The sequence below is a fragment of the Microbacterium sp. Leaf288 genome (assembly GCF_001422925.1).
Lineage (GTDB): Bacteria > Actinomycetota > Actinomycetes > Actinomycetales > Microbacteriaceae > Microbacterium.
Genome location: NZ_LMNI01000011.1, coordinates 883,911 through 901,331, shown reverse-complemented (window position 1 = coordinate 901,331; position 17,421 = coordinate 883,911). Strand labels below are relative to the sequence as shown.

The following is a 17,421-nucleotide window of genomic DNA, read 5'->3' as shown; positions in this document are numbered from 1 at the left end:
CGAACTGATGGGTGCTGACCTCAGCAGTGTGCCGTTCGACGCACGCAAGGATCACTCCGGCGTCGTGCTGCAGCAGGGCCGTCTGCTGTTGGACGGCGATTGGAACGAACTCGTCGCCATCCTCGAGCGGCGGCTGCGCGCGAACGTCGCCGACCTGGACGGACCCGGGCCCCAGCCGGGCATCCAGGGCACGGCCGCGGTGTCGAAAGTGACGCCGGACGCCTTCGCGCTCTCGCTTGCGGGCGGGGATCTTGCGATCGGCCGAGGGCGGCTCTACGTCGACGGCCTCCTGGCCGAGAACCACGGCGCCGAACCCGACGACACGTTCGACCCGATCCTCGCCGAATCGGTGGGGTCTGACACCGTGACCTATTCGGCGCAGCCGTACCTGCCCGACCCACCGGCTCTCCCCGCCGACGGCACCCGCCTCGTGTACCTCGACGTATGGCCGCGCGAGGTCACACACCTCGAGGAGCCGGGTCTGATCGAGCCCGCGATCGGCGTCGACACGACGGCGCGCACGCAGACGGTGTGGCAGGTCAAGCACTTCGCGGCGCCCGCCGGCACGACGTGCGGGACCCCCGACGACGACATCGAGGGGTGGACCGCGTTGACCGCGGCCTCCGGCGCACGGCTCACGGTGGAGACGATCTCGGTCGCCGACGACGACCCGTGCGAGCTGCCGCCGACCGGCGGGTACCGCGGGCTCGAGCACCAGACGTACCGGATCGAGATCCACGATCCCGGCGAACCGGGAACCGCGTCGTTCAAGTGGTCGCGCGACAACGGGTCCGTGGCGAGCGCCGTCGTCGAAGTCCTGGACGCCGGCGCCGCGGCGCGCCCCGCGTCGTTGGGCCGAGACGACGTGCTGGGCTTCCACGACGGCGACTGGGTCGAGGTCGTCGACGACCACCGCGAGCTGCGGGGCGAGCCCGGCGAGCTGCGCCGCATCGAGGTCGACGACGCCGAGGGGACGATCGCCTTCGCCGGGTCGGCGCTTCCCGCCGACCTCCGACTGACGATCGACGAGGCGGCCGAGCGCCACCTCCGCGTGCGCCGCTGGGATCAGGTGGGCGTCGTCAAGAACACCGCGGGCGGCACGGTCGTCGACCTCGACCAGGCCGCCGCGACCGGCGCGATCCCGGTTCCGGCGACGGCGGCCGATCGGATCGTGCTCGAGCACGGGCTCGTCGTCGGGTTCTCCTCCGCCGGCGGAGCGTTCCGCACCGGCGACCACTGGATCGTGCCCGCACGAGCGGCGGATGCCGCGGGCGACATCTCGGGTGCGGACCCGCTGCTCGATGCGGCGCCGCCGCTCGGCATCCATCACCACTACGTCCGGCTCGGCATCCTCACCTCAGGGGGTGTCACCGACTGCCGGCCGAAGTGGCCGACGCCCGGTGAAGGCAACTGCGACGAATGCGGCTGCGAGTGCACCGTCTGCGTGACGCCGGTGTCGCACGTCAGCGGCGCGCTCACCATCCAGAACGCGGTCGACAAGGTCAAGGCCGCCGGCGGCGGCACCGTCTGCCTCGCGATCGGGCTGTACCCGCTCCGTGAGCCGGTGCGCGTCGACGGTGCGACGTCGCTGCGCATCCGCGGACAGGGCACCGGATCCATCGTCGTGGCGTCGGCCTCGGACGGGTTCGTCGTCACCAAGAGCAGGTTCGTCACGATCGAGGATCTCGCGGTCCTCGCCGCGAACGATTCCGCCGTGGTGCTCGACACGACGGTCGCGGCAAGAGTGGAGCGCGTCACCGCCCTCGTCCTCGCACAGGAGGGCCCGTCGCGATCCGCCATCGCGCTCGCCGGGACCGCGCTGCTCACCACCCTGCGCGACAACATCGTCGCCGGTCCGACCGGCATCGGCCATGCAGGCGCCGGCGCGGAGGATCGGCGACGTGTGCTGCTCGTCGCCGAGTTCGAGGCGAGCGACAACATCGTCATCGGCCGCGACTTCGGGATGCGGCTCGATGGCACCACCGCGTTCCTGCTCGCCAACCGCGTCGCCGACAACACCGTCATCCGGGCGCGCGAAGGCGGCATCGTCGCCACCGGCTTCGTCTATCCCAGCACGGTCATCCCCGGCAGCTCCTTCGCGATCGAGGACAACACGGTGATCGTCGGCGGCACCGGGATCTCGGTCTCGGAGGGCGGATTCGCGATCACCCGCAACCAGATCGGCGCGCCACGCTCCGACCAGCCGGCTCGCACCGACGGCATCGCCATCGTGCCGACACCCCCGGGCGAGCTCGTGCGCGACGTGGTGCGCATCGACGGCAATCGCGTCCGCGGCGTGGGCGGCCACGGCATCGTCGACTACGCGTCGGTGCAGACGCTCGAGGTCACCCACAACCGCGTGGAGCTCGCCCAGCACGGCATCGTCATCGACGAGAAGGCCACGGTCGAGATCGCCACGGTCTCGGGGAACACGCTGATGGACATCGGCTCCCGCGACACCGACGAGGCGGCGGGGGTCTTCGCGATCCGCGTCGTCAACGCCGCGCACGCCTCCGTCGAATCGAACACCGTGCGCGGTGTCGGCACGGCGCGCAGCATGGGCGGCGAATCGATCGGGATCGACGTCGTCGCCGTCACAGAGTCGCGCGTCGCAGGCAACACCGTGGAGCGCGTGGGTCCGGTGGACGGCGGCCGCGGCGAGATCGGCATCGCCGTGCGTGGCTTCGCCCGCTCTCAGATCGAAGGCAACGCGTCGCGCAGGTACCCCGCGGACCCCGATTTCGACCCCAACGGCGGTCGCTTCACCGGGCTGCTCGTCGGCAGCGGCGACGAACGCGAACTCGACTTCGGCCTCACGAAAGCGGGCGGCATCGTGACCGGACTCGGCCCGTTGGTCTTCGGAGTCGCCGCCGCGGCGGCGGTCGGATCGGCCCGCATCGTCGCCCCGCTCGTGACCGTCGACGCGAACATCGTCGCTGGCGGAGCCGCCGATGCGCCCCCCGCGATGATCGTCGGGCTGCGCGGCGATGCGATCGTCACCTCGAACCAGATCCGCGGCAACCGGGAGTTCGGCACGACCGCGCTGCGCCTGCGCGCGGAGACCGGCACCATCGCCCAGAACCGGTTCTGGGGCGGCAGGGAGCCCACGGCCGACCTGTTCCTCTCGGGGGCGTCGGTCCTCGGCAACATCTCGACCGGGATCCTGTTCCTCAACGGCGCGCCCGTCCCCCCGCCATGGGACGCCCTCAACGTCATCGGCATCTGAGAGAGGCAGCCATCATGACTCCCACGTCCAAGCCCAAGCCTCAGCCCAAGCCCCGCCGCCGGTCGAAGGCTGACGAGGCGCCGCGCGAGGATCGCGTCGCCGACGATGCGGCCGTCACCGCGCTGCTCGACGTGCTGACCGACAGCGTCGCGGCGTTGCCCGAAGTTCTCGAACGCGGTGAGGAGGCCCGCCGCGCTCGCGCCGAGTCAGCCCGCGGACTGCTCAGCTCCCGTGAGCTCAGGGCAGCGGCGCGACGCGTGCCCGAACTCGGCACGAGCATCGAGTCAGCCCGCGCGGAGCTGGATCGCCAGGACACGGCCGCCGAACAGGCGCGGTCCCAGCTGCACGATGCGAGCAAGGAGTGGCTCATGGCCCTCAAGGCGCTGCGTGACCCGGGCGCATGACGCGGGGGTTGACCGGGGGGCCGACGCGAGAATGCCGGCGCCCCCGGTAGCCGCGAGCTCGGGACCCACGGCCGGGGTGCCGGACCGGGGCTCCGGCGCTATCCCCCACTGAAGAGACAACGCCCTAGGGAATCTATTACGCGAGTTTCGGGCGGCTTTCTGGAACGGGTTCACCGGCGCAATATCGGGCCGGAGGTGAATGGCTGATCCGGGCCGATTTCGACGGCAACGGGAGGACGGATGCCGCGGCCCGCGGCATCCGTCCTCCCGGTCCAGTGGGAACCGCCGCTCAGCCGGACAGCTGCGCCCGGGTCGGTGATCGGCTTCGACGATCTCCCGCACTCATCCTGGATCGACCCGCCCCTGACCACCATCCGCCAGCCGCTCGCGCAGATGGGCAGCGCCGCCGTCGACGTGATCGTCCGCGTGCGCGCCGGCCGTCACCCGCACCCCGCGGCGCGCACCGAGCTGTCGACGACGCTGGTCATCCGCTCCACTGCGAGGCTGACGCGGACCGGTGTCCTGCGGTTGCGGTCAGGGCGTTCCCGCGCCGTCACCGGGGGTCTCGGCGACGGCGAGGATCGCATCGGCGAACGCCCGCGGCGCCTCGGCGGGCAGGTGATGACCGGCGTGGGGAACCTTGCGGTGCTCGCGCCAACCTGCGAAGAGTTGGGCGTCGTGGCTGCCGTCGGATGCCGGGAAGTTGCCGTCCGCTGTCCCGTCGAGGGTGATCGTCGGCACGCTGATCGGCGGAAGCGCGGCGAGCTGCGCCTCGACGTCCGCGTAGGCGTCGGCGCCCTCGGCGAGGCCGAGTCGATGCCGGTAGGAGTGGATCACGACGTCGACGTAGTCGGGGTTGTCGAACGCACGAGCAGCACGTACCAGCTCCCCTTCGCTGAAGTCCCACTCGGGCGAGTTGCGTCGCCAGATCACGCGGGCGATCTCGCGCCGGTTGCGCTCCAGACCCGCCCGGCCGCGGGCGGTCGCGAAGTACCAGAAGTACCAGAAGCCGGCTTCGCGGTCCGGATCGATGGGGGTGTTCGCGGAGGCGATGTCCTGAATGAGATAGCCGCCTGCCGAGACGAGCCCGCCGATCCGATCGGGGTGCAGGGCGGCCACCACCCCGGCGGCACGTCCACCCCAGTCGTACCCCGCGAGGATCGGCTCGTGGAGTCCGAGCGCGTCGAGGAAGGCGAGCAGGTCGGCTCCGAGCGCCCCCTGCTGTCCGCTTCGGGGCGTGTCCGCGCTCAGGAAGCGCGTCGGACCGTGTCCGCGAAGGTAGGGCACGAGAACGCGGAAGCCCGCCTCGACGAGGAGCGGAGCCACTTCGGCATAGCTGTGGACGTCGTATGGGAATCCATGCAGCAGCACGACGGGTTCGCCGCCTGCAGGCCCGAGGTCGTAGTAAGCGACGTCGAGGACGCCGGCGGGGACATGGCGGATCCGCACGTTCGCATCGATCATGAGGAACTCCTCGGGAGGGTGGGTCGGGTCCGATGGGGTCAGTCGCGGGCGAACGCCTTGCGGAGCGTGTGGATCGCCTGGTCGATCGCGGCGGTCGTCGCGGCCGACGGGCGCAGCGGGTTGAGCATCATGAAGTCGTGGATGGTGGCGTCGTAGCGCACGAGCGTCGTCGACACACCCGCTTCGATGAGCTTGCGCCCGTAGGCTTCGCCCTCGTCGCGCAGCACGTCGTTCTCGTCGACGATCAGCAGAGTCTCGGGCAGCCCCTTGAGCTCGTCGACGGGCGCCTGAAGCGGTGACGCGGTCACGTCGCTGCGCTTGTGCACGTCGGGGAGGTAGTTGTCCCAGAACCACGCCATCGCGTCGGCACGCAGGTGGAAGCCCTCCGCGAACTCGCGATAGCTGGCGGTGTCCTGCCGCGCGTCGGTGACCGGGTAGTACAGCGACTGGTGGATGAATCTGACATCGCCGCGCTTCTTCGCGAGGATCGCGAGCACCGCCGCCATGTTGCCGCCGACAGAATCTCCGGCGACGGCCAGGCGCGCAGCATCCAGTCCCTTCTGCCGACCGTTGTCCATGATCCACCGGGCGGTCGCGTACGCCTGTTCGATGGCGACGGGATGCTGCGCCTCAGGCGAACGCGTGTACTCGACGAACACGATCGCAGCGCGGGCGCCCGTGGCGAGGTCGCGCACCAGGCGGTCGTGGGTGCCCGCGTTGCCCAGAACCCAGCCGCCGCCGTGGACGTAGAGCACCACGGGAAGCGACCCCGTCGTGGCGGCCGGCTTGACGATCCGGACCCTGACGTCGCCGACAGCAGCCGGCACGGTGATCCACTCGTCCTCGACATCGGGCAGGTCGACCGGCCCCGACTGCACGTCGTCGAGCAGCTTTCGCGCCCCGTCGACGCCGCGTTCGACGAGGGTGGGCGGGGCTGCCGCCGCCTCTGCGAACGCGCGTGCCTCCGGTTGCAGGATGTGTTCGGTCATGTCGCAGGCCCATCTGTGTGTGGTGATCGGTTCGTCGGATCCGCCGGCATTCACCGGCTTGAACACAAAGACCGGGCAGAGCGCGCAGTTGTGACGACCGCACGGCGATCAGCGTTCCGCGGGATGCCGGCGTCACAGATCAGATCGCTGCACGAGGATCGGGCGGGCTGAAAACACGAAAGCCCGCGGAAACCGCGGGCTTTCGATGGTTCGGGTCTCAGAAGTCCCAGTCCTCATCCTCGGTCGCCTCGGCCTTGCCGATGACGTACGACGAACCAGACCCGGAGAAGAAGTCGTGGTTCTCGTCGGCATTCGGCGACAGCGCCGACAGGATGGCCGGGTTCACGTTCGTGACCGTCGAGGGGAACATCGCCTCGTAGCCCAGGTTCATGAGGGCCTTGTTGGCGTTGTAGTGCAGGAACTTCTTGACGTCCTCGGTGAGACCGACGCCGTCGTAGAGGTCCTGCGTGTACTGCACCTCGTTGTCGTAGAGCTCGTAGAGCAGCGAGAACGTGTAGTCCTTGATCTCGTCGCGCTTGGCCTGGTCGACCGTTTCGAGTCCGCGCTGGAACTTGTAGCCGATGTAGTACCCATGCACGGCCTCGTCACGGATGATGAGGCGGATGAGGTCGGCCGTGTTGGTGAGCTTGGCGCGGCTCGACCAGTGCATCGGGAGGTAGAACCCCGAGTAGAAGAGGAACGACTCGAGCAGGGTCGAGGCGACCTTGCGCTTGAGGGGCTCGTCGCCGCGGTAGTACTCCATGACGATCTGAGCCTTCTTCTGAAGGTTCTCGTTCTCGACGGACCAGCGGAACGCCTCGTCGATCTCCTTCGTGGAGCACAGCGTCGAGAAGATCGACGAGTACGACTTCGCGTGCACCGACTCCATGAACGCGATGTTCGTGTAGACGGCCTCCTCGTGCGGAGTGATGGCATCGGGGATGAGCGACACCGCGCCCACCGTGCCCTGGATCGTGTCGAGGAGCGTGAGCCCCGTGAACACGCGCATCGTGAGGGTCTGCTCCTCGGGGGTGAGCGTGTTCCACGACTGGATGTCGTTGGACAGCGGCACCTTCTCGGGCAGCCAGAAGTTGTTCACGAGGCGGTTCCACACCTCGAGGTCCTTGTCGTCCTGGATGCGGTTCCAGTTGATGGCCTGGACGTGGTCCAGGAGCTGGAGCTTCTCGCTCATCGTCCTTCTTCTCTCGGAATCCTGATCAGACCGTCAGAGCGTGCAGCTGACGCACTCGCTCATGTCGGTCCCCTCCAGCGCCATCTGGCGGAGGCGGATGTAGTAGATCGTCTTGATGCCCTTGCGCCAGGCGTAGATCTGGGCCTTGTTGATGTCGCGCGTGGTCGCGGTGTCCTTGAAGAACAGCGTGAGCGACAGACCCTGGTCGACGTGCTGGGTGGCGGCGGCGTACGTGTCGATGACCTTCTCGTAGCCGATCTCGTACGCGTCCTGGTAGTACTCCAGGTTGTCGTTCGTCATGAACGCCGCCGGGTAGTAGACGCGGCCGAGCTTGCCTTCCTTGCGGATCTCGATCTTCGCCGCGATCGGGTGGATCGACGACGTCGAGTTGTTGATGTACGAGATCGAGCCGGTCGGCGGCACCGCCTGCAGGTTCTGGTTGTAGATGCCGTGCTGCTGGATCGAGGCCTTGAGCGCGCGCCAGTCGTCCTGCGTGGGGATGTGGTGGCCGGCGAACATCTCGGCGACCTTGGTCGTCGCGGGCACCCACTCCTGCTCGATGTACTTGTCGAAGAACTCGCCCGATGCGTACGTCGAGTCCTCGAACCCGTCGAAGGTCTCGCCGCGCTCGATCGCGATCTTGTTCGACGCGGTCAGCGCGTGGAATAGCACCGAGTAGAAGTAGATGTTCGTGAAGTCGACACCCTCTTCCGACCCGTAGTAGACGTGCTCGCGGGCGAGGTAGCCGTGGAGGTTCATCTGGCCGAGACCGATCGCGTGCGAGCGGTCGTTGCCGTCCTCGATCGAGCGGACCGAGGCGATGTGGCTCTGCTGGCTGACCGCCGTGAGCGCACGGATGCTGGTGTCCACGGTCTTCGCGAGGTCGCCGCCGTCCATCGCCAGGGCGATGTTGAGCGAGCCCAGGTTGCACGAGATGTCCTTGCCGATCTGGGCGTAGGACAGGTCCTCGTTGTACGTGGTGGGCGTGTTCACCTGCAGGATCTCGGAGCACAGGTTGGACATGTTGATCCGGCCCTTGATCGGGTTGGCCTTGTTCACCGTGTCCTCGAACATGATGTACGGGTAGCCCGACTCGAACTGGATCTCGGCGAGGGTCTGGAAGAACTCGCGCGCGTTGATCTTCGTCTTCTTGATGCGCGGGTCGTCGACCATCTCGCGGTACTTCTCGCTGACCGAGATGTCGCCGAACGGCACGCCATAGACGCGCTCGACGTCGTACGGGGAGAACAGGTACATGTCCTCGCCGTTCTTCGCGAGCTCGAACGTGATGTCGGGGACGACGACGCCCAGCGACAGCGTCTTGATGCGGATCTTCTCGTCGGCGTTCTCGCGCTTGGTGTCGAGGAACTTCATGATGTCGGGGTGGTGGGCGTTGAGGTACACCGCACCCGCACCCTGACGCGCGCCGAGCTGGTTGGCGTACGAGAAGGAGTCTTCGAGGAGCTTCATCACGGGGATGATGCCGCTGGACTGGTTCTCGATCTGCTTGATCGGCGCACCCGCCTCGCGGATGTTCGACAGCAGCAGCGCCACGCCGCCGCCGCGCTTGGACAGCTGCAGCGACGAGTTGATGCCGCGCGAGATCGACTCCATGTTGTCTTCGATGCGCAACAGGAAGCACGAGACGAGCTCGCCGCGCTGCGCCTTGCCGGCGTTGAGGAACGTCGGCGTCGCAGGCTGGAAGCGCCCCGAGAGGATCTCGTCGACGAGGTTGGTGGCCAGCAGCTCGTCGCCGTCGGCGAGGGCGAGCGCGGTCATGACGACGCGGTCCTCGAAGCGCTCGAGGTAGCGCTTGCCGTCGAAGGTCTTGAGCGTGTAGCTCGTGTAGTACTTGAACGCGCCCAGGAATGTCTCGAAGCGGAACTTCTTGCCGTACGCGAAGTCGTTGAGCTGCTGGATGAACGCGAACGAGTACCGCTCGAGCACGGCGGGCTCGTAGTACTCCTTCTCGACGAGGTAGTCGAGACGCTCCTTGAGAGAGTGGAAGAACACCGTGTTCTGGTTCACGTGCTGCAGGAAGTACTCCCGCGCAGCGCGCTTGTCGGCGTCGAACTGGATCTTGCCGTCCGCGTCGTACAGGTTGAGCATCGCGTTGAGGGCGTGGTAGTCCATGCCCTCGAAGCGTGCCTGCGTCTTGAAGTCGGTCTCCGTCAGAGTTCCCACCAGCGTTCCAATCCCGCGCTCACGCGTTCCACATCTTCAGGCGTGCCGAATACCTCTAGCCGGTACAAGTGCGGCACGTGACACTTGCGGCTGATGATGTCGCCGGCGACGCAGAAATGCTCGCCGAAGTTGGTGTTCCCCGCGGAGATGACTCCGCGGATGAGGCTCCGATTGCGCTCGTCGTTGAGGAAGCGGATGACCTGCTTCGGAACAGCGCCCTTCTCGACTCCCCTGCCCTGGCCGCCGCCATAGGTGGGTGTCACGAGGACGTACGGCTCGTCGACCACGAGCGCCGGATCCGTGGAGTGAAGCGGGATCCGGACCGCTCGAGCGCCGAGTTTCTCGATGAAGCGTGCGGTGTTGCCCGACACGCTCGAGAAGTAGACCAGCAGTGGCGCGTCCGTCGCGACGCGCTGCGTCACGACCGCCGACATGTCAGGCCAGACGCGAGGCGAGCTCGTCGATCTTGTCGGGACGGAAGCCCGACCAGTGGTCCTCATCGGTGATGACGACCGGCGCCTGGAGGTAGCCCAGCGCCTTGACCTGCTCGAGGGCCGTGGGGTCCTCTGAGAGGTCGTGGATTTCGTACTCGATCCCCTTGGAGTCGAGTGCTCGATACGTCGCCGTGCACTGCACGCACGCGGGCTTCGTGTAAACCGTGATCGCCATGTCGATTCCGTCTCCTCAGTGCTTCCCCCGGTGGCATCCGGTGCTCTTTCCCGGTAGTCCCCCCACCGGGAGTCCAATACTACATATGGGTACCGACATTCGATAGCACCACAAGGGCTAGTAGTTACATCGGTGTGATTTTCCACCGTTCTCCCCATGTACAACACAGGTTGTCCACGGATTCATCCACAGCCGCCAGGGTCTGGAAAAGGCCAGGATCACGGGGCTTTCGAACGCCACGGCCGCGTCCGTCCACAGGTTGCAGGCTAGCCAGCCCCTCCGACATCGGATTCGCCTGTGGACAACGCTCCCGGCGTGTCGCGGGCGTGTCGCGAACGGGTGTGCGTCGAGGCCGTCGGCGGGGCCGTGCGAGGACGACGCAGGGCGTGCCGTAACGTTGTCGGGTGGCCGGCTACCGGGAACTTCTGCGCACCCCCGGGGTGGCCCGCATCATCGCGGCGCAGCTCACCGCGCGCTTCCCCAACGGGATGATCAGCCTCGTGATCCTCCTGCACATCGAGGGGATCACCGGCTCGTACGGCGCCGCCGGCATCGTGCTCGCGGCGGTGTCGATCGGCCAGGCGCTCGCCGGTCCGGTCACGAGCCGCTGGATGGGCCGCTGGGGCATGCGCCGCGTGCTGACCCTCACGACCGTCGTGGCCGCGGCATCCCTCACCGCGATCGCACTCCTCGTCGTCCCGGTGCCGGTCTACATCGTCCTCGGGTTCATCGCGGGCGCCGCGACCCCGCCGATCGTCGCGGCGGTGCGCACGATCTACGCCAAGATGGTCAACTCCACACAGCTGACGGCGCTCTACTCCCTGGATGCCTCGCTGCAGGAGTTCATCTGGATCCTCGCGCCGGTGCTCATCACCTTCGTGGCGACGCAGGCCGGCACCGTCGTCGGTCTCATGCTGGTCGTGGTGATCCTGGTGGCCGGTGGCGCCTGGTTCATCCTCTCCCCCGAGGTCGGGCGCGTGCGCATCCCGCGCAGCAAGCGCTCCTTCGGCACCGTGCTCACCCGCCCGCCGATCCTCCTCGCGACCGTGATCGGCTTCCTCCTCATCGGCTCGTTCGCGGCCGTCGAGGCGAGCGTCGTGGCGACCTTCGACCACGGCGGACTCGAAGCGGGCCTCGTGCTCGCCGTCTTCTCGATCGGCAGCCTCGCCGGCGGGCTCACCTTCGGGCACCTGCCGATGGGCCGCTGGGCCATGGCGCGCCGCCTGACGGTCGTGGCCGTCGGGCTCGCGCTCACCGCGCTGTGGGTCAACGTGTGGTGGATCGGCGCCACGCTGTTCGTCGCCGGCATCGGCATCGCGCCGGCACTGGCCGTGCTGTCGGCCGTGACCACCGCGAGCGTCAAGTTCAGCGACACGGCCGAGGCGTTCGGATGGGTCGGCACGGGTCAGCTCATCGGCGCCGCAGCGGGCTCGGCCGTCGCCGGCATCCTCATCGACGGCCCGGGCGGCGTGACGGCCGCGTACACCTCCGCCGCCGTGTTCTGCGCACTCGGACTGCTCGTCGCGATCGTCTTCGCGCGGGGTCTTCCCGACCTGCGCGTGCGCGGTGCGAGCCCGATCCCCGACACCGAGCCGGTCACGACGATCGGCTGAACGGGGAGGCGGTTGCGGAGGTCGGAGCCCCGGCTTCCCGCCGTCACGCCAGACGCCGGAGCATCTCCAGCAGGGCGAGCGCGTAGGCGTCGGCGGGCTCGGGGTGCTCGAACACCCGCCGCTCGCCGCCGAGCACGATCTCGACCTCGTGGTTGTCGGGCAGCCGCCGCAGCGACCGGAAGGCACCGCGCAGCATCTCGCGCAGCTGGTGCTCGTACGGCAGCCACAGCGCGTCCTCGAGGGCGACGGAATCCAGCGCCCACTCGGTCGTGCCGTTGAAGGCCAGGATGCGCCCGGTCGGGTACTCGCGCGGCTCGATGGTCATCTCGCTGACGGTGAAGATGTCGGCCTCGAACTCCGGCTCGTCCAGCTGGAAGCGGTCGCCCGAGTGCGGGTGCCACACCAGCCCCGCCTCCCGCAGCGCGAGCGCCAGTTCCGTCGAGATCATGCCAACCTCCGCTCCCATCCTGCCGGTGCGCCTGGACGCACCGGGCGGCTCTCCTAGGCTTGAGCGTATGCCCACTGCCGTCACCCTCCCCCGTCTGTCGTGGGGTTCGGCCTCGGCCGATCGTCGTGCCCTCCTCATCCACGGCCTCGGGTCCAACGGTGCGCTGATGTGGCGCTACGGCTCGGCCCTCGCGGATGCCGGATGGCGGACGGATGCTGTCGACCTCCGCGGGCACGGCACAGCCCCGCGTACGCTCGACTACACGCTGGCGGCCTATGCCGCGGACGTCGCGGCGACCCGTCCGGTCGGCGCCGGCCCGTGGGACCTCGTGATCGGCCACTCACTCGGGGGCGCAGCATCCGTCCTCGCCGCCGCGGCCGACTCCTCGTGGACGCGCCGTCTCGTCCTCGTCGACCCCGCGCTCCTGCTCACCGACCATGACCGCGACATCGTGCGCGACAGCCAGACCCGCTCGTTCGAGGACCCTTCGCAGGCGGCCGTGCGCGCGGAGCACCCGCACTGGCACCCGCAGGACGTCGAGCTGAAGGCGCTGTCGGCGCAGCAGGCGAGCCGATGGGCGGTCGAGCAGACGAGCGCTCAGAACCCGGATTGGGACGTCACGGATGCTGCGCTGCGCATCGCGGTGCCGACCCACGTGATCGCGTCCGATCCGGGCGTGTACTCCATCTTCCGCGGCAAGCCGGCGGAGGCTGCGGTGGCGCCCAACCCGAACTTCACGGTGTCGGTCGTCGCCGATGCCGGCCACTCCCCGCACCGCGATGAGCCGGAGGCGACGATCGAGGCGCTGTTCGCCGCACTCGCCTGACGATGCCGCGCCGTTCGGTCGGGCCGGGGTGAGAATGGCGGGGTGGCGTCCTTCGAACCGAGCGAGATCCTGAACGACGAATTGCTGGAGCGCTTCCGCGCGCGGGCGGCCGTGCACGACCGGGAGAACACCTTCCCCGACGACGACCTCGCCGACCTGAAAGCTGCCGGGTACCTCGCGATCCTCGTGCCGGAAGAGCTCGGCGGATCCGGTCTGGGGCTGGCCGAGGCATCCGTCCTCCAGCAGCGCCTCGCGGGCGCGGCCCCTGCGACGGCCCTCGCGATCAACATGCACCTGGTGTGGACGGGCGTCGCGAAGGTGCTCGCCGACCGCGGGATCGACGCGCTGCGGTTCGTACAGGAGGGCGCGGTCGCCGGCGAGGTCTTCGCGTTCGGAATCAGCGAGGCCGGTAACGACCTCGTGCTGTTCGGGAGCGGAACGGATGCTGCACCCCTCCCCGACGGCGGGTACTCGTTCACCGGCACCAAGATCTTCACGTCGCTCGCGCCGGTGTGGACGCAGCTCGGCCTGCACGGGCTCGACACCTCGTCAGAGGACGCCCCGCGGATGGTCTACGCGTTCGTGCCGCGCTCGGAGGTGCAGGCGGGCCGCGTCGTCGTCTGCGACGACTGGGACACCCTCGGCATGCGGGGCACGCAATCGCGCACGACGGAGCTTCAGGGCGCCGTCGCGCCCGCCGACCGGATCGTGCGGCGACTCGCCCCGGGCCCCAACCCCGACCCACTGGTGTTCGGCATCTTCAGCGTGTTCGAGATCCTCTTGGCGTCCGTGTACACCGGCATCGCCCGGCGAGCGCTCGACCTCGCGGTCGCGGCGGCCGGCACACGCACGTCGAGGCGCACCGGCAAGGAATACAGCCAGGATCCCGACATCCGCTGGCGCATCGCCGGCATGGCGCTCGCCTACGATGCCCTTCCGCCGCAGATCGACACGCTCGCCCGCGACGTCGACGACCTCGCCGACCACGGCGCGAGGTGGTTCTCGCTGCTCGCAGGACTCAAGCACCGGGCTGTGACGGCTGCGAAGCAGATCGTCGACGAGGCCGTGCTCGTCGCCGGCGGATCCTCGTACTTCTCGTCCAGCGAGCTGAGCCGCCTCTACCGTGACGTGCTGGCCGGCCTGTTCCACCCGTCCGACCCGGAATCGGCGCACTCGACGGTCGCGACCGCCTGGCTCGGGCCGATCGAGGACTGAGACATGTCCACGCCGACACGCCTCCTCAGCCCCGCCGACCAGGAGCGCCGCCGAGGGCTCCGCACGATGAAGGGCGTCGCCCTCGGCGCGCTGATCTTCATGGCGGTGCTGTTCGCCTTCTCGTTCGCGTTCCAGCAGGAGATCCCTGCGCTCGCCTACCTGCGGGCGGCAGCCGAGGGAGGCATGGTCGGTGCGCTCGCCGACTGGTTCGCGGTCACCGCGCTGTTCCGCCATCCGCTGGGGATCCCGATCCCGCACACCGCGATCATCCCGAGCCGCAAGGACGAGATCGGGCGCAACCTCGGCGAGTTCGTCGAGACCGAGTTCCTGCGCGCCGACGTCGTGCGCACGAAGCTCGACCAGACCGCGATCGCCGCCCGGCTCGGCGAATGGCTGAGCGCGCCGGTGCATGCGGAGCGGGTCGCCGCCGAGGCATCCGTGATGGCGGGAAGTGTGCTGCGGGCGCTCAGCGACGACGACGTCCGCGACGTGATCGAGGAGCTCGCCCGCGAGCACCTCATCGCACCGGAGTGGGGTCCGCCGCTGGGCGAATGGCTCGAGCGCATCATCGACGCCGGCGCGCACCACGGCGCCGTCGACCTCGCCGCCGACACCATCGCAGCGTGGCTCGCCGCCAACAAAGTCGCCTTCACCGGCGTCGTCTCACGCCGACTGCCGTCGTGGGTGCCGTCGGTCGCCCACCGCTTCGTCGACGACACGGTCTACAACGAGGCGGTCAAGTTCGTCGCCGCCGTGCAGGCCGACCCGCGGCATCCGGCCCGCGTCGCGATCGACGGCTACCTCGCGCGTCTCGCCGGCAACCTGCAGCACGACCCTGCGACGATCGGACGCTTCGAAGACGCGAAGCTCGCCGTGTTCGACAGCCCCCGCGTGCGCGAGCTGGCGGGCGAAGCCTGGGCGACGGCCAAGGCCGGTCTGCTGCGCTCGCTCGCCGACCCCGACAGCGGACTGCGGCGACGGGGCGTGGAGGCGCTGGTCGAGATCGGCGAGCGATTGACGACGGATGCTGCGCTCCAGCGCCGCGTGGACACCTGGGTGACGGACGCCGCCGTCTTCCTCGTCGACCGCTACCGCCACGACATCGCGTCGATCATCACCGACACGGTCGAGCGGTGGGACCCCGTCGAGACGACGGAGAAGATCGAGCTCATGGTCGGGCGCGATCTGCAGTACATACGCCTCAACGGCACGATCGTCGGCGCGCTGGCAGGACTCGCGATCTTCTCGATCGCCCACGCCCTGCTCGGGTGACGCGCCGCGGCGAGCCGTGTTAAGAGTGCGTGAAGTCCGGGTCGATCGAGGCCGCCGAGGGTTACCCTGATGCCGTGTCCGCGGACGAGCCCACCCACTACCTCTTCAGCTACGGCACGCTGCAGAACGCCGACGTGCAGCTCGACACGTTCGGCCGCCTGGTCGAGAGCGAGCCGGACGCGCTGCCCGGGTACACGGTCGACTACGCCGAGATCGAAGACACACGCGTCGTCGACCTGTCGGGTCTGACCGTGCACCCGATCGTGCGCGAGACGGGGAACCCCCTCGACAAGGTCGTGGGCAAGGCGCTCCTCGTGACCGAGGACGAGCTCGACGCGGCCGACGAGTACGAAGTGGCGCTGTATCGACGCTGCGCCGTGGTGCTCGCGAGCGGTCGCTCCGCGTGGGTCTACGTCGCAGCGTGAGCGCCCGGTAGCGTCGTCACGTGACGCTTTCCCACGATCCCTCGTGGCCACGCGCAGGTGCGTGGCCCCCTCTCGAAGGCGGGAGCTGGGATGCCGCGATCCTCGGCGTTCCCGCATTCCGCACCTCCCTGTCCCCCACCGGTGCGCACGCGACGCCCGCAGCGATCCGCGAAGCGCTGCGACGCTACAGCCCGACACTCCTGGGCCCCGCGCCGGTCGACCTGAACGACGTGCTGCGCATCGCGGATGCGGGCGACGTGGCCGAGCCTGACGGACCGGAGGGCGAGGCATCCGTCCGCTCCAGGGTGTCGGAGCTGCGCGAGCGCGCGGATCTCGTCGTCGCGCTCGGCGGCGACAACTCGCTGACCTACGCGGTGGCGCAGGGTGCCCGGGCGACGGGGCTCATCACCATCGACGCGCACTTCGATCTGCGCGACGGCGTCTCGAACGGCTCGCCGGTGCGCCGGCTGGTCGAGGACGGCCTCGACGGGCGGCGGATCGTCCAGCTCGGCATCGCCGATTTCGCCAACTCCGTCGCCTACGCCGAGCGCGCGGCGGACTACGGCATCACCGTCGTGACGATGGACGACCTGCGCCGCCGCGGCGCCGCCGACGTCGCCGCCGAGGCGCTCGAGATCGCCGGCGCCGGCGGCGGCCCGGTGCACCTCGACATCGACGTGGACGTGTGCGACCGGTCCGTGGCGCCCGGGTGCCCGGCATCCGTCCCGGGCGGACTCGCCGCCTGGGAGCTGCGGGCGCTCGTACGCGCGCTCGCCGCCGACTCCCGCCTGCACAGCGCCGACATCGCCGAGGTCGATGCCACGGCGGATGCCCCCGACGGGCGCACGGTGCGCCTCGCGGCGCTCTGCGTACTCGAGCTTCTCGCCGCCAAGGCCTCAGGAAAGGTGACGTCATGATCCGTCTCGCACTGGTGCGGCACGCCAAGTCCGAATGGGGCAACCCCGGCCTCGACGACCACGACCGCCCGCTGAACGACCGGGGCATGCGCGATGCGCCGCGCATGGCCGCGCGGCTCGCGGCGACCGGAATCCGCCCGGACGTCATCCTCTCGAGCACCGCCGTGCGTGCGCGGACGACCGCCGAAGCCTTCGCCGCCGAGCTCGGGGTGGCCGTCTCGCTCGACCCCGAGCTGTACGGCGCCACGGCGCGCACCCTGATCGCCGCGGCCGCGGCCACGCGCGCACCGACGGTCATGGTGGTCGCGCACGATCCCGGAATGAGCGCCCTCGCGGCGAGCCTGTCGGACGGCGACATCGACCACATGCCGACGTGCGCCGTCGCGACGTTCATCTGGGCGCAGGACGACTGGGACGTCGCCAGCGCCACAGACCCCGACAACTGGACGTTCGACGCGCCTCGCTGACGCGCCCGCAGCCGCGAGCCGTCGGCGCGTGCATTCCGCGCCTGTGGCGAAATCTCCGTCTACATCGTTGTACTCGGACTCTACATCGTTGTAGATTGCGTTTCGACGGT

At 69.1% G+C, this 17,421-nt stretch carries 16 protein-coding genes and 1 pseudogene; 10 read left to right on the top strand and 7 right to left on the bottom strand.

Annotation, left to right across the window (positions count from 1 at the left end; genetic code table 11):
- Positions 1-7 precede the first annotated feature (7 nt).
- The 3 genes and pseudogenes from ASF40_RS13475 to ASF40_RS21495 all read left to right on the top strand — a co-directional run.
- Positions 8-3,226 (top strand): DUF6519 domain-containing protein, encoded by a 3,219-nt coding sequence (locus tag ASF40_RS13475; protein ID WP_056369773.1) that lies wholly within the window; start codon positions 8-10, stop codon positions 3,224-3,226.
- 14 nt (positions 3,227-3,240) lie between these two features.
- Complete coding sequence (locus ASF40_RS13470) at positions 3,241-3,630, top strand: hypothetical protein (RefSeq protein ID WP_056369771.1); 390 nt, start codon at positions 3,241-3,243, stop codon at positions 3,628-3,630.
- A gap of 240 nt (positions 3,631-3,870) precedes the next feature.
- Positions 3,871-4,116 (top strand): annotated as a pseudogene (locus ASF40_RS21495) (substrate-binding domain-containing protein); the annotation flags it as partial.
- Positions 4,117-4,164: 48 nt separating this feature from the next.
- Here ASF40_RS21495 and ASF40_RS13465 read toward each other — a convergent pair.
- From ASF40_RS13465 to nrdH, 6 genes are all read right to left on the bottom strand, one after another.
- On the bottom strand, positions 4,165-5,094 hold the full coding sequence (locus ASF40_RS13465; RefSeq protein ID WP_056369769.1) for an alpha/beta fold hydrolase: 930 nt from the start codon (positions 5,092-5,094) through the stop codon (positions 4,165-4,167).
- 38 nt (positions 5,095-5,132) lie between these two features.
- A complete protein-coding gene (locus ASF40_RS13460) occupies positions 5,133-6,083 on the bottom strand; it encodes an alpha/beta hydrolase (protein WP_056369767.1) in 951 nt (316 codons plus the stop codon).
- Positions 6,084-6,300: 217 nt separating this feature from the next.
- The gene (nrdF, locus tag ASF40_RS13455) at positions 6,301-7,275 is read right to left on the bottom strand and encodes a class 1b ribonucleoside-diphosphate reductase subunit beta (protein WP_045299980.1); all 975 of its coding nucleotides are present in this window, start codon (positions 7,273-7,275) and stop codon (positions 6,301-6,303) included.
- Positions 7,276-7,308: 33 nt separating this feature from the next.
- A complete protein-coding gene (gene nrdE, locus ASF40_RS13450) occupies positions 7,309-9,408 on the bottom strand; it encodes a class 1b ribonucleoside-diphosphate reductase subunit alpha (protein ID WP_056369994.1) in 2,100 nt (699 codons plus the stop codon).
- A 38-nt stretch (positions 9,409-9,446) separates the two neighbouring features.
- On the bottom strand, positions 9,447-9,893 hold the full coding sequence (gene nrdI, locus ASF40_RS13445; protein WP_082497045.1) for a class Ib ribonucleoside-diphosphate reductase assembly flavoprotein NrdI: 447 nt from the start codon (positions 9,891-9,893) through the stop codon (positions 9,447-9,449).
- Between the two features lies 1 nt (position 9,894).
- Positions 9,895-10,128, bottom strand: a complete 234-nt coding sequence (nrdH, locus tag ASF40_RS13440) for a glutaredoxin-like protein NrdH (protein ID WP_045299982.1) — start codon at positions 10,126-10,128, stop codon at positions 9,895-9,897.
- 404 nt (positions 10,129-10,532) lie between these two features.
- On the opposite strand from nrdH, the gene ASF40_RS13435 reads away from it, so the two are divergent.
- The gene (locus ASF40_RS13435; protein WP_056369765.1) at positions 10,533-11,741 is read left to right on the top strand and encodes an MFS transporter; all 1,209 of its coding nucleotides are present in this window, start codon (positions 10,533-10,535) and stop codon (positions 11,739-11,741) included.
- Positions 11,742-11,784: 43 nt separating this feature from the next.
- On the opposite strand, the gene ASF40_RS13430 is transcribed toward ASF40_RS13435, so the two are convergent.
- Positions 11,785-12,189: a hypothetical protein gene (locus ASF40_RS13430; protein WP_056369763.1), complete on the bottom strand. Its 405-nt coding sequence runs from the start codon at positions 12,187-12,189 to the stop codon at positions 11,785-11,787.
- 67 nt (positions 12,190-12,256) lie between these two features.
- Here ASF40_RS13430 and ASF40_RS13425 point away from each other — a divergent pair, with 67 nt between their 5' ends.
- From ASF40_RS13425 to ASF40_RS13400, 6 genes are all read left to right on the top strand, one after another.
- A complete protein-coding gene (locus ASF40_RS13425) occupies positions 12,257-13,015 on the top strand; it encodes an alpha/beta fold hydrolase (RefSeq protein ID WP_056369762.1) in 759 nt (252 codons plus the stop codon).
- A gap of 42 nt (positions 13,016-13,057) precedes the next feature.
- Positions 13,058-14,230: an acyl-CoA dehydrogenase family protein gene (locus ASF40_RS13420; protein WP_056369760.1), complete on the top strand. Its 1,173-nt coding sequence runs from the start codon at positions 13,058-13,060 to the stop codon at positions 14,228-14,230.
- Between the two features lie 3 nt (positions 14,231-14,233).
- Positions 14,234-15,502 carry a DUF445 domain-containing protein gene (locus ASF40_RS13415; RefSeq protein ID WP_056369759.1) on the top strand — a complete coding sequence of 423 codons (1,269 nt, stop codon included), beginning with the start codon at positions 14,234-14,236 and terminating at the stop codon, positions 15,500-15,502.
- 74 nt (positions 15,503-15,576) lie between these two features.
- Positions 15,577-15,927 carry a gamma-glutamylcyclotransferase family protein gene (locus ASF40_RS13410; protein WP_056369990.1) on the top strand — a complete coding sequence of 117 codons (351 nt, stop codon included), beginning with the start codon at positions 15,577-15,579 and terminating at the stop codon, positions 15,925-15,927.
- A gap of 20 nt (positions 15,928-15,947) precedes the next feature.
- Positions 15,948-16,844 carry an agmatinase family protein gene (locus ASF40_RS13405; RefSeq protein ID WP_056369757.1) on the top strand — a complete coding sequence of 299 codons (897 nt, stop codon included), beginning with the start codon at positions 15,948-15,950 and terminating at the stop codon, positions 16,842-16,844.
- Positions 16,841-17,311 (top strand): SixA phosphatase family protein, encoded by a 471-nt coding sequence (locus tag ASF40_RS13400; RefSeq protein WP_056369755.1) that lies wholly within the window; start codon positions 16,841-16,843, stop codon positions 17,309-17,311. The genes ASF40_RS13405 and ASF40_RS13400 overlap by 4 nt, the downstream gene beginning before the upstream one ends.
- The last annotated feature ends 110 nt before the right edge of the window (positions 17,312-17,421 follow it).

Excerpts from the sequence above, each read along its gene's own strand:
- ASF40_RS13475 (WP_056369773.1), top strand. The coding sequence starts at position 8 with ATGGGTGCTGACCTCAGCAGTGTGCCGTTCGACGCACGCAAGGATCAC.
- ASF40_RS13470 (WP_056369771.1), top strand. The coding sequence starts at position 3,241 with ATGACTCCCACGTCCAAGCCCAAGCCTCAGCCCAAGCCCCGCCGCCGG.
- ASF40_RS13465 (WP_056369769.1), bottom strand. The coding sequence starts at position 5,094 with ATGATCGATGCGAACGTGCGGATCCGCCATGTCCCCGCCGGCGTCCTC.
- ASF40_RS13460 (WP_056369767.1), bottom strand. The coding sequence starts at position 6,083 with ATGACCGAACACATCCTGCAACCGGAGGCACGCGCGTTCGCAGAGGCG.
- nrdF (WP_045299980.1), bottom strand. The coding sequence starts at position 7,275 with ATGAGCGAGAAGCTCCAGCTCCTGGACCACGTCCAGGCCATCAACTGG.
- nrdE (WP_056369994.1), bottom strand. The coding sequence starts at position 9,408 with ATGGACTACCACGCCCTCAACGCGATGCTCAACCTGTACGACGCGGAC.
- nrdI (WP_082497045.1), bottom strand. The coding sequence starts at position 9,893 with ATGTCGGCGGTCGTGACGCAGCGCGTCGCGACGGACGCGCCACTGCTG.
- nrdH (WP_045299982.1), bottom strand. The coding sequence starts at position 10,128 with ATGGCGATCACGGTTTACACGAAGCCCGCGTGCGTGCAGTGCACGGCG.
- ASF40_RS13430 (WP_056369763.1), bottom strand. The coding sequence starts at position 12,189 with ATGATCTCGACGGAACTGGCGCTCGCGCTGCGGGAGGCGGGGCTGGTG.
- ASF40_RS13425 (WP_056369762.1), top strand. The coding sequence starts at position 12,257 with ATGCCCACTGCCGTCACCCTCCCCCGTCTGTCGTGGGGTTCGGCCTCG.
- ASF40_RS13415 (WP_056369759.1), top strand. The coding sequence starts at position 14,234 with ATGTCCACGCCGACACGCCTCCTCAGCCCCGCCGACCAGGAGCGCCGC.
- ASF40_RS13400 (WP_056369755.1), top strand. The coding sequence starts at position 16,841 with ATGATCCGTCTCGCACTGGTGCGGCACGCCAAGTCCGAATGGGGCAAC.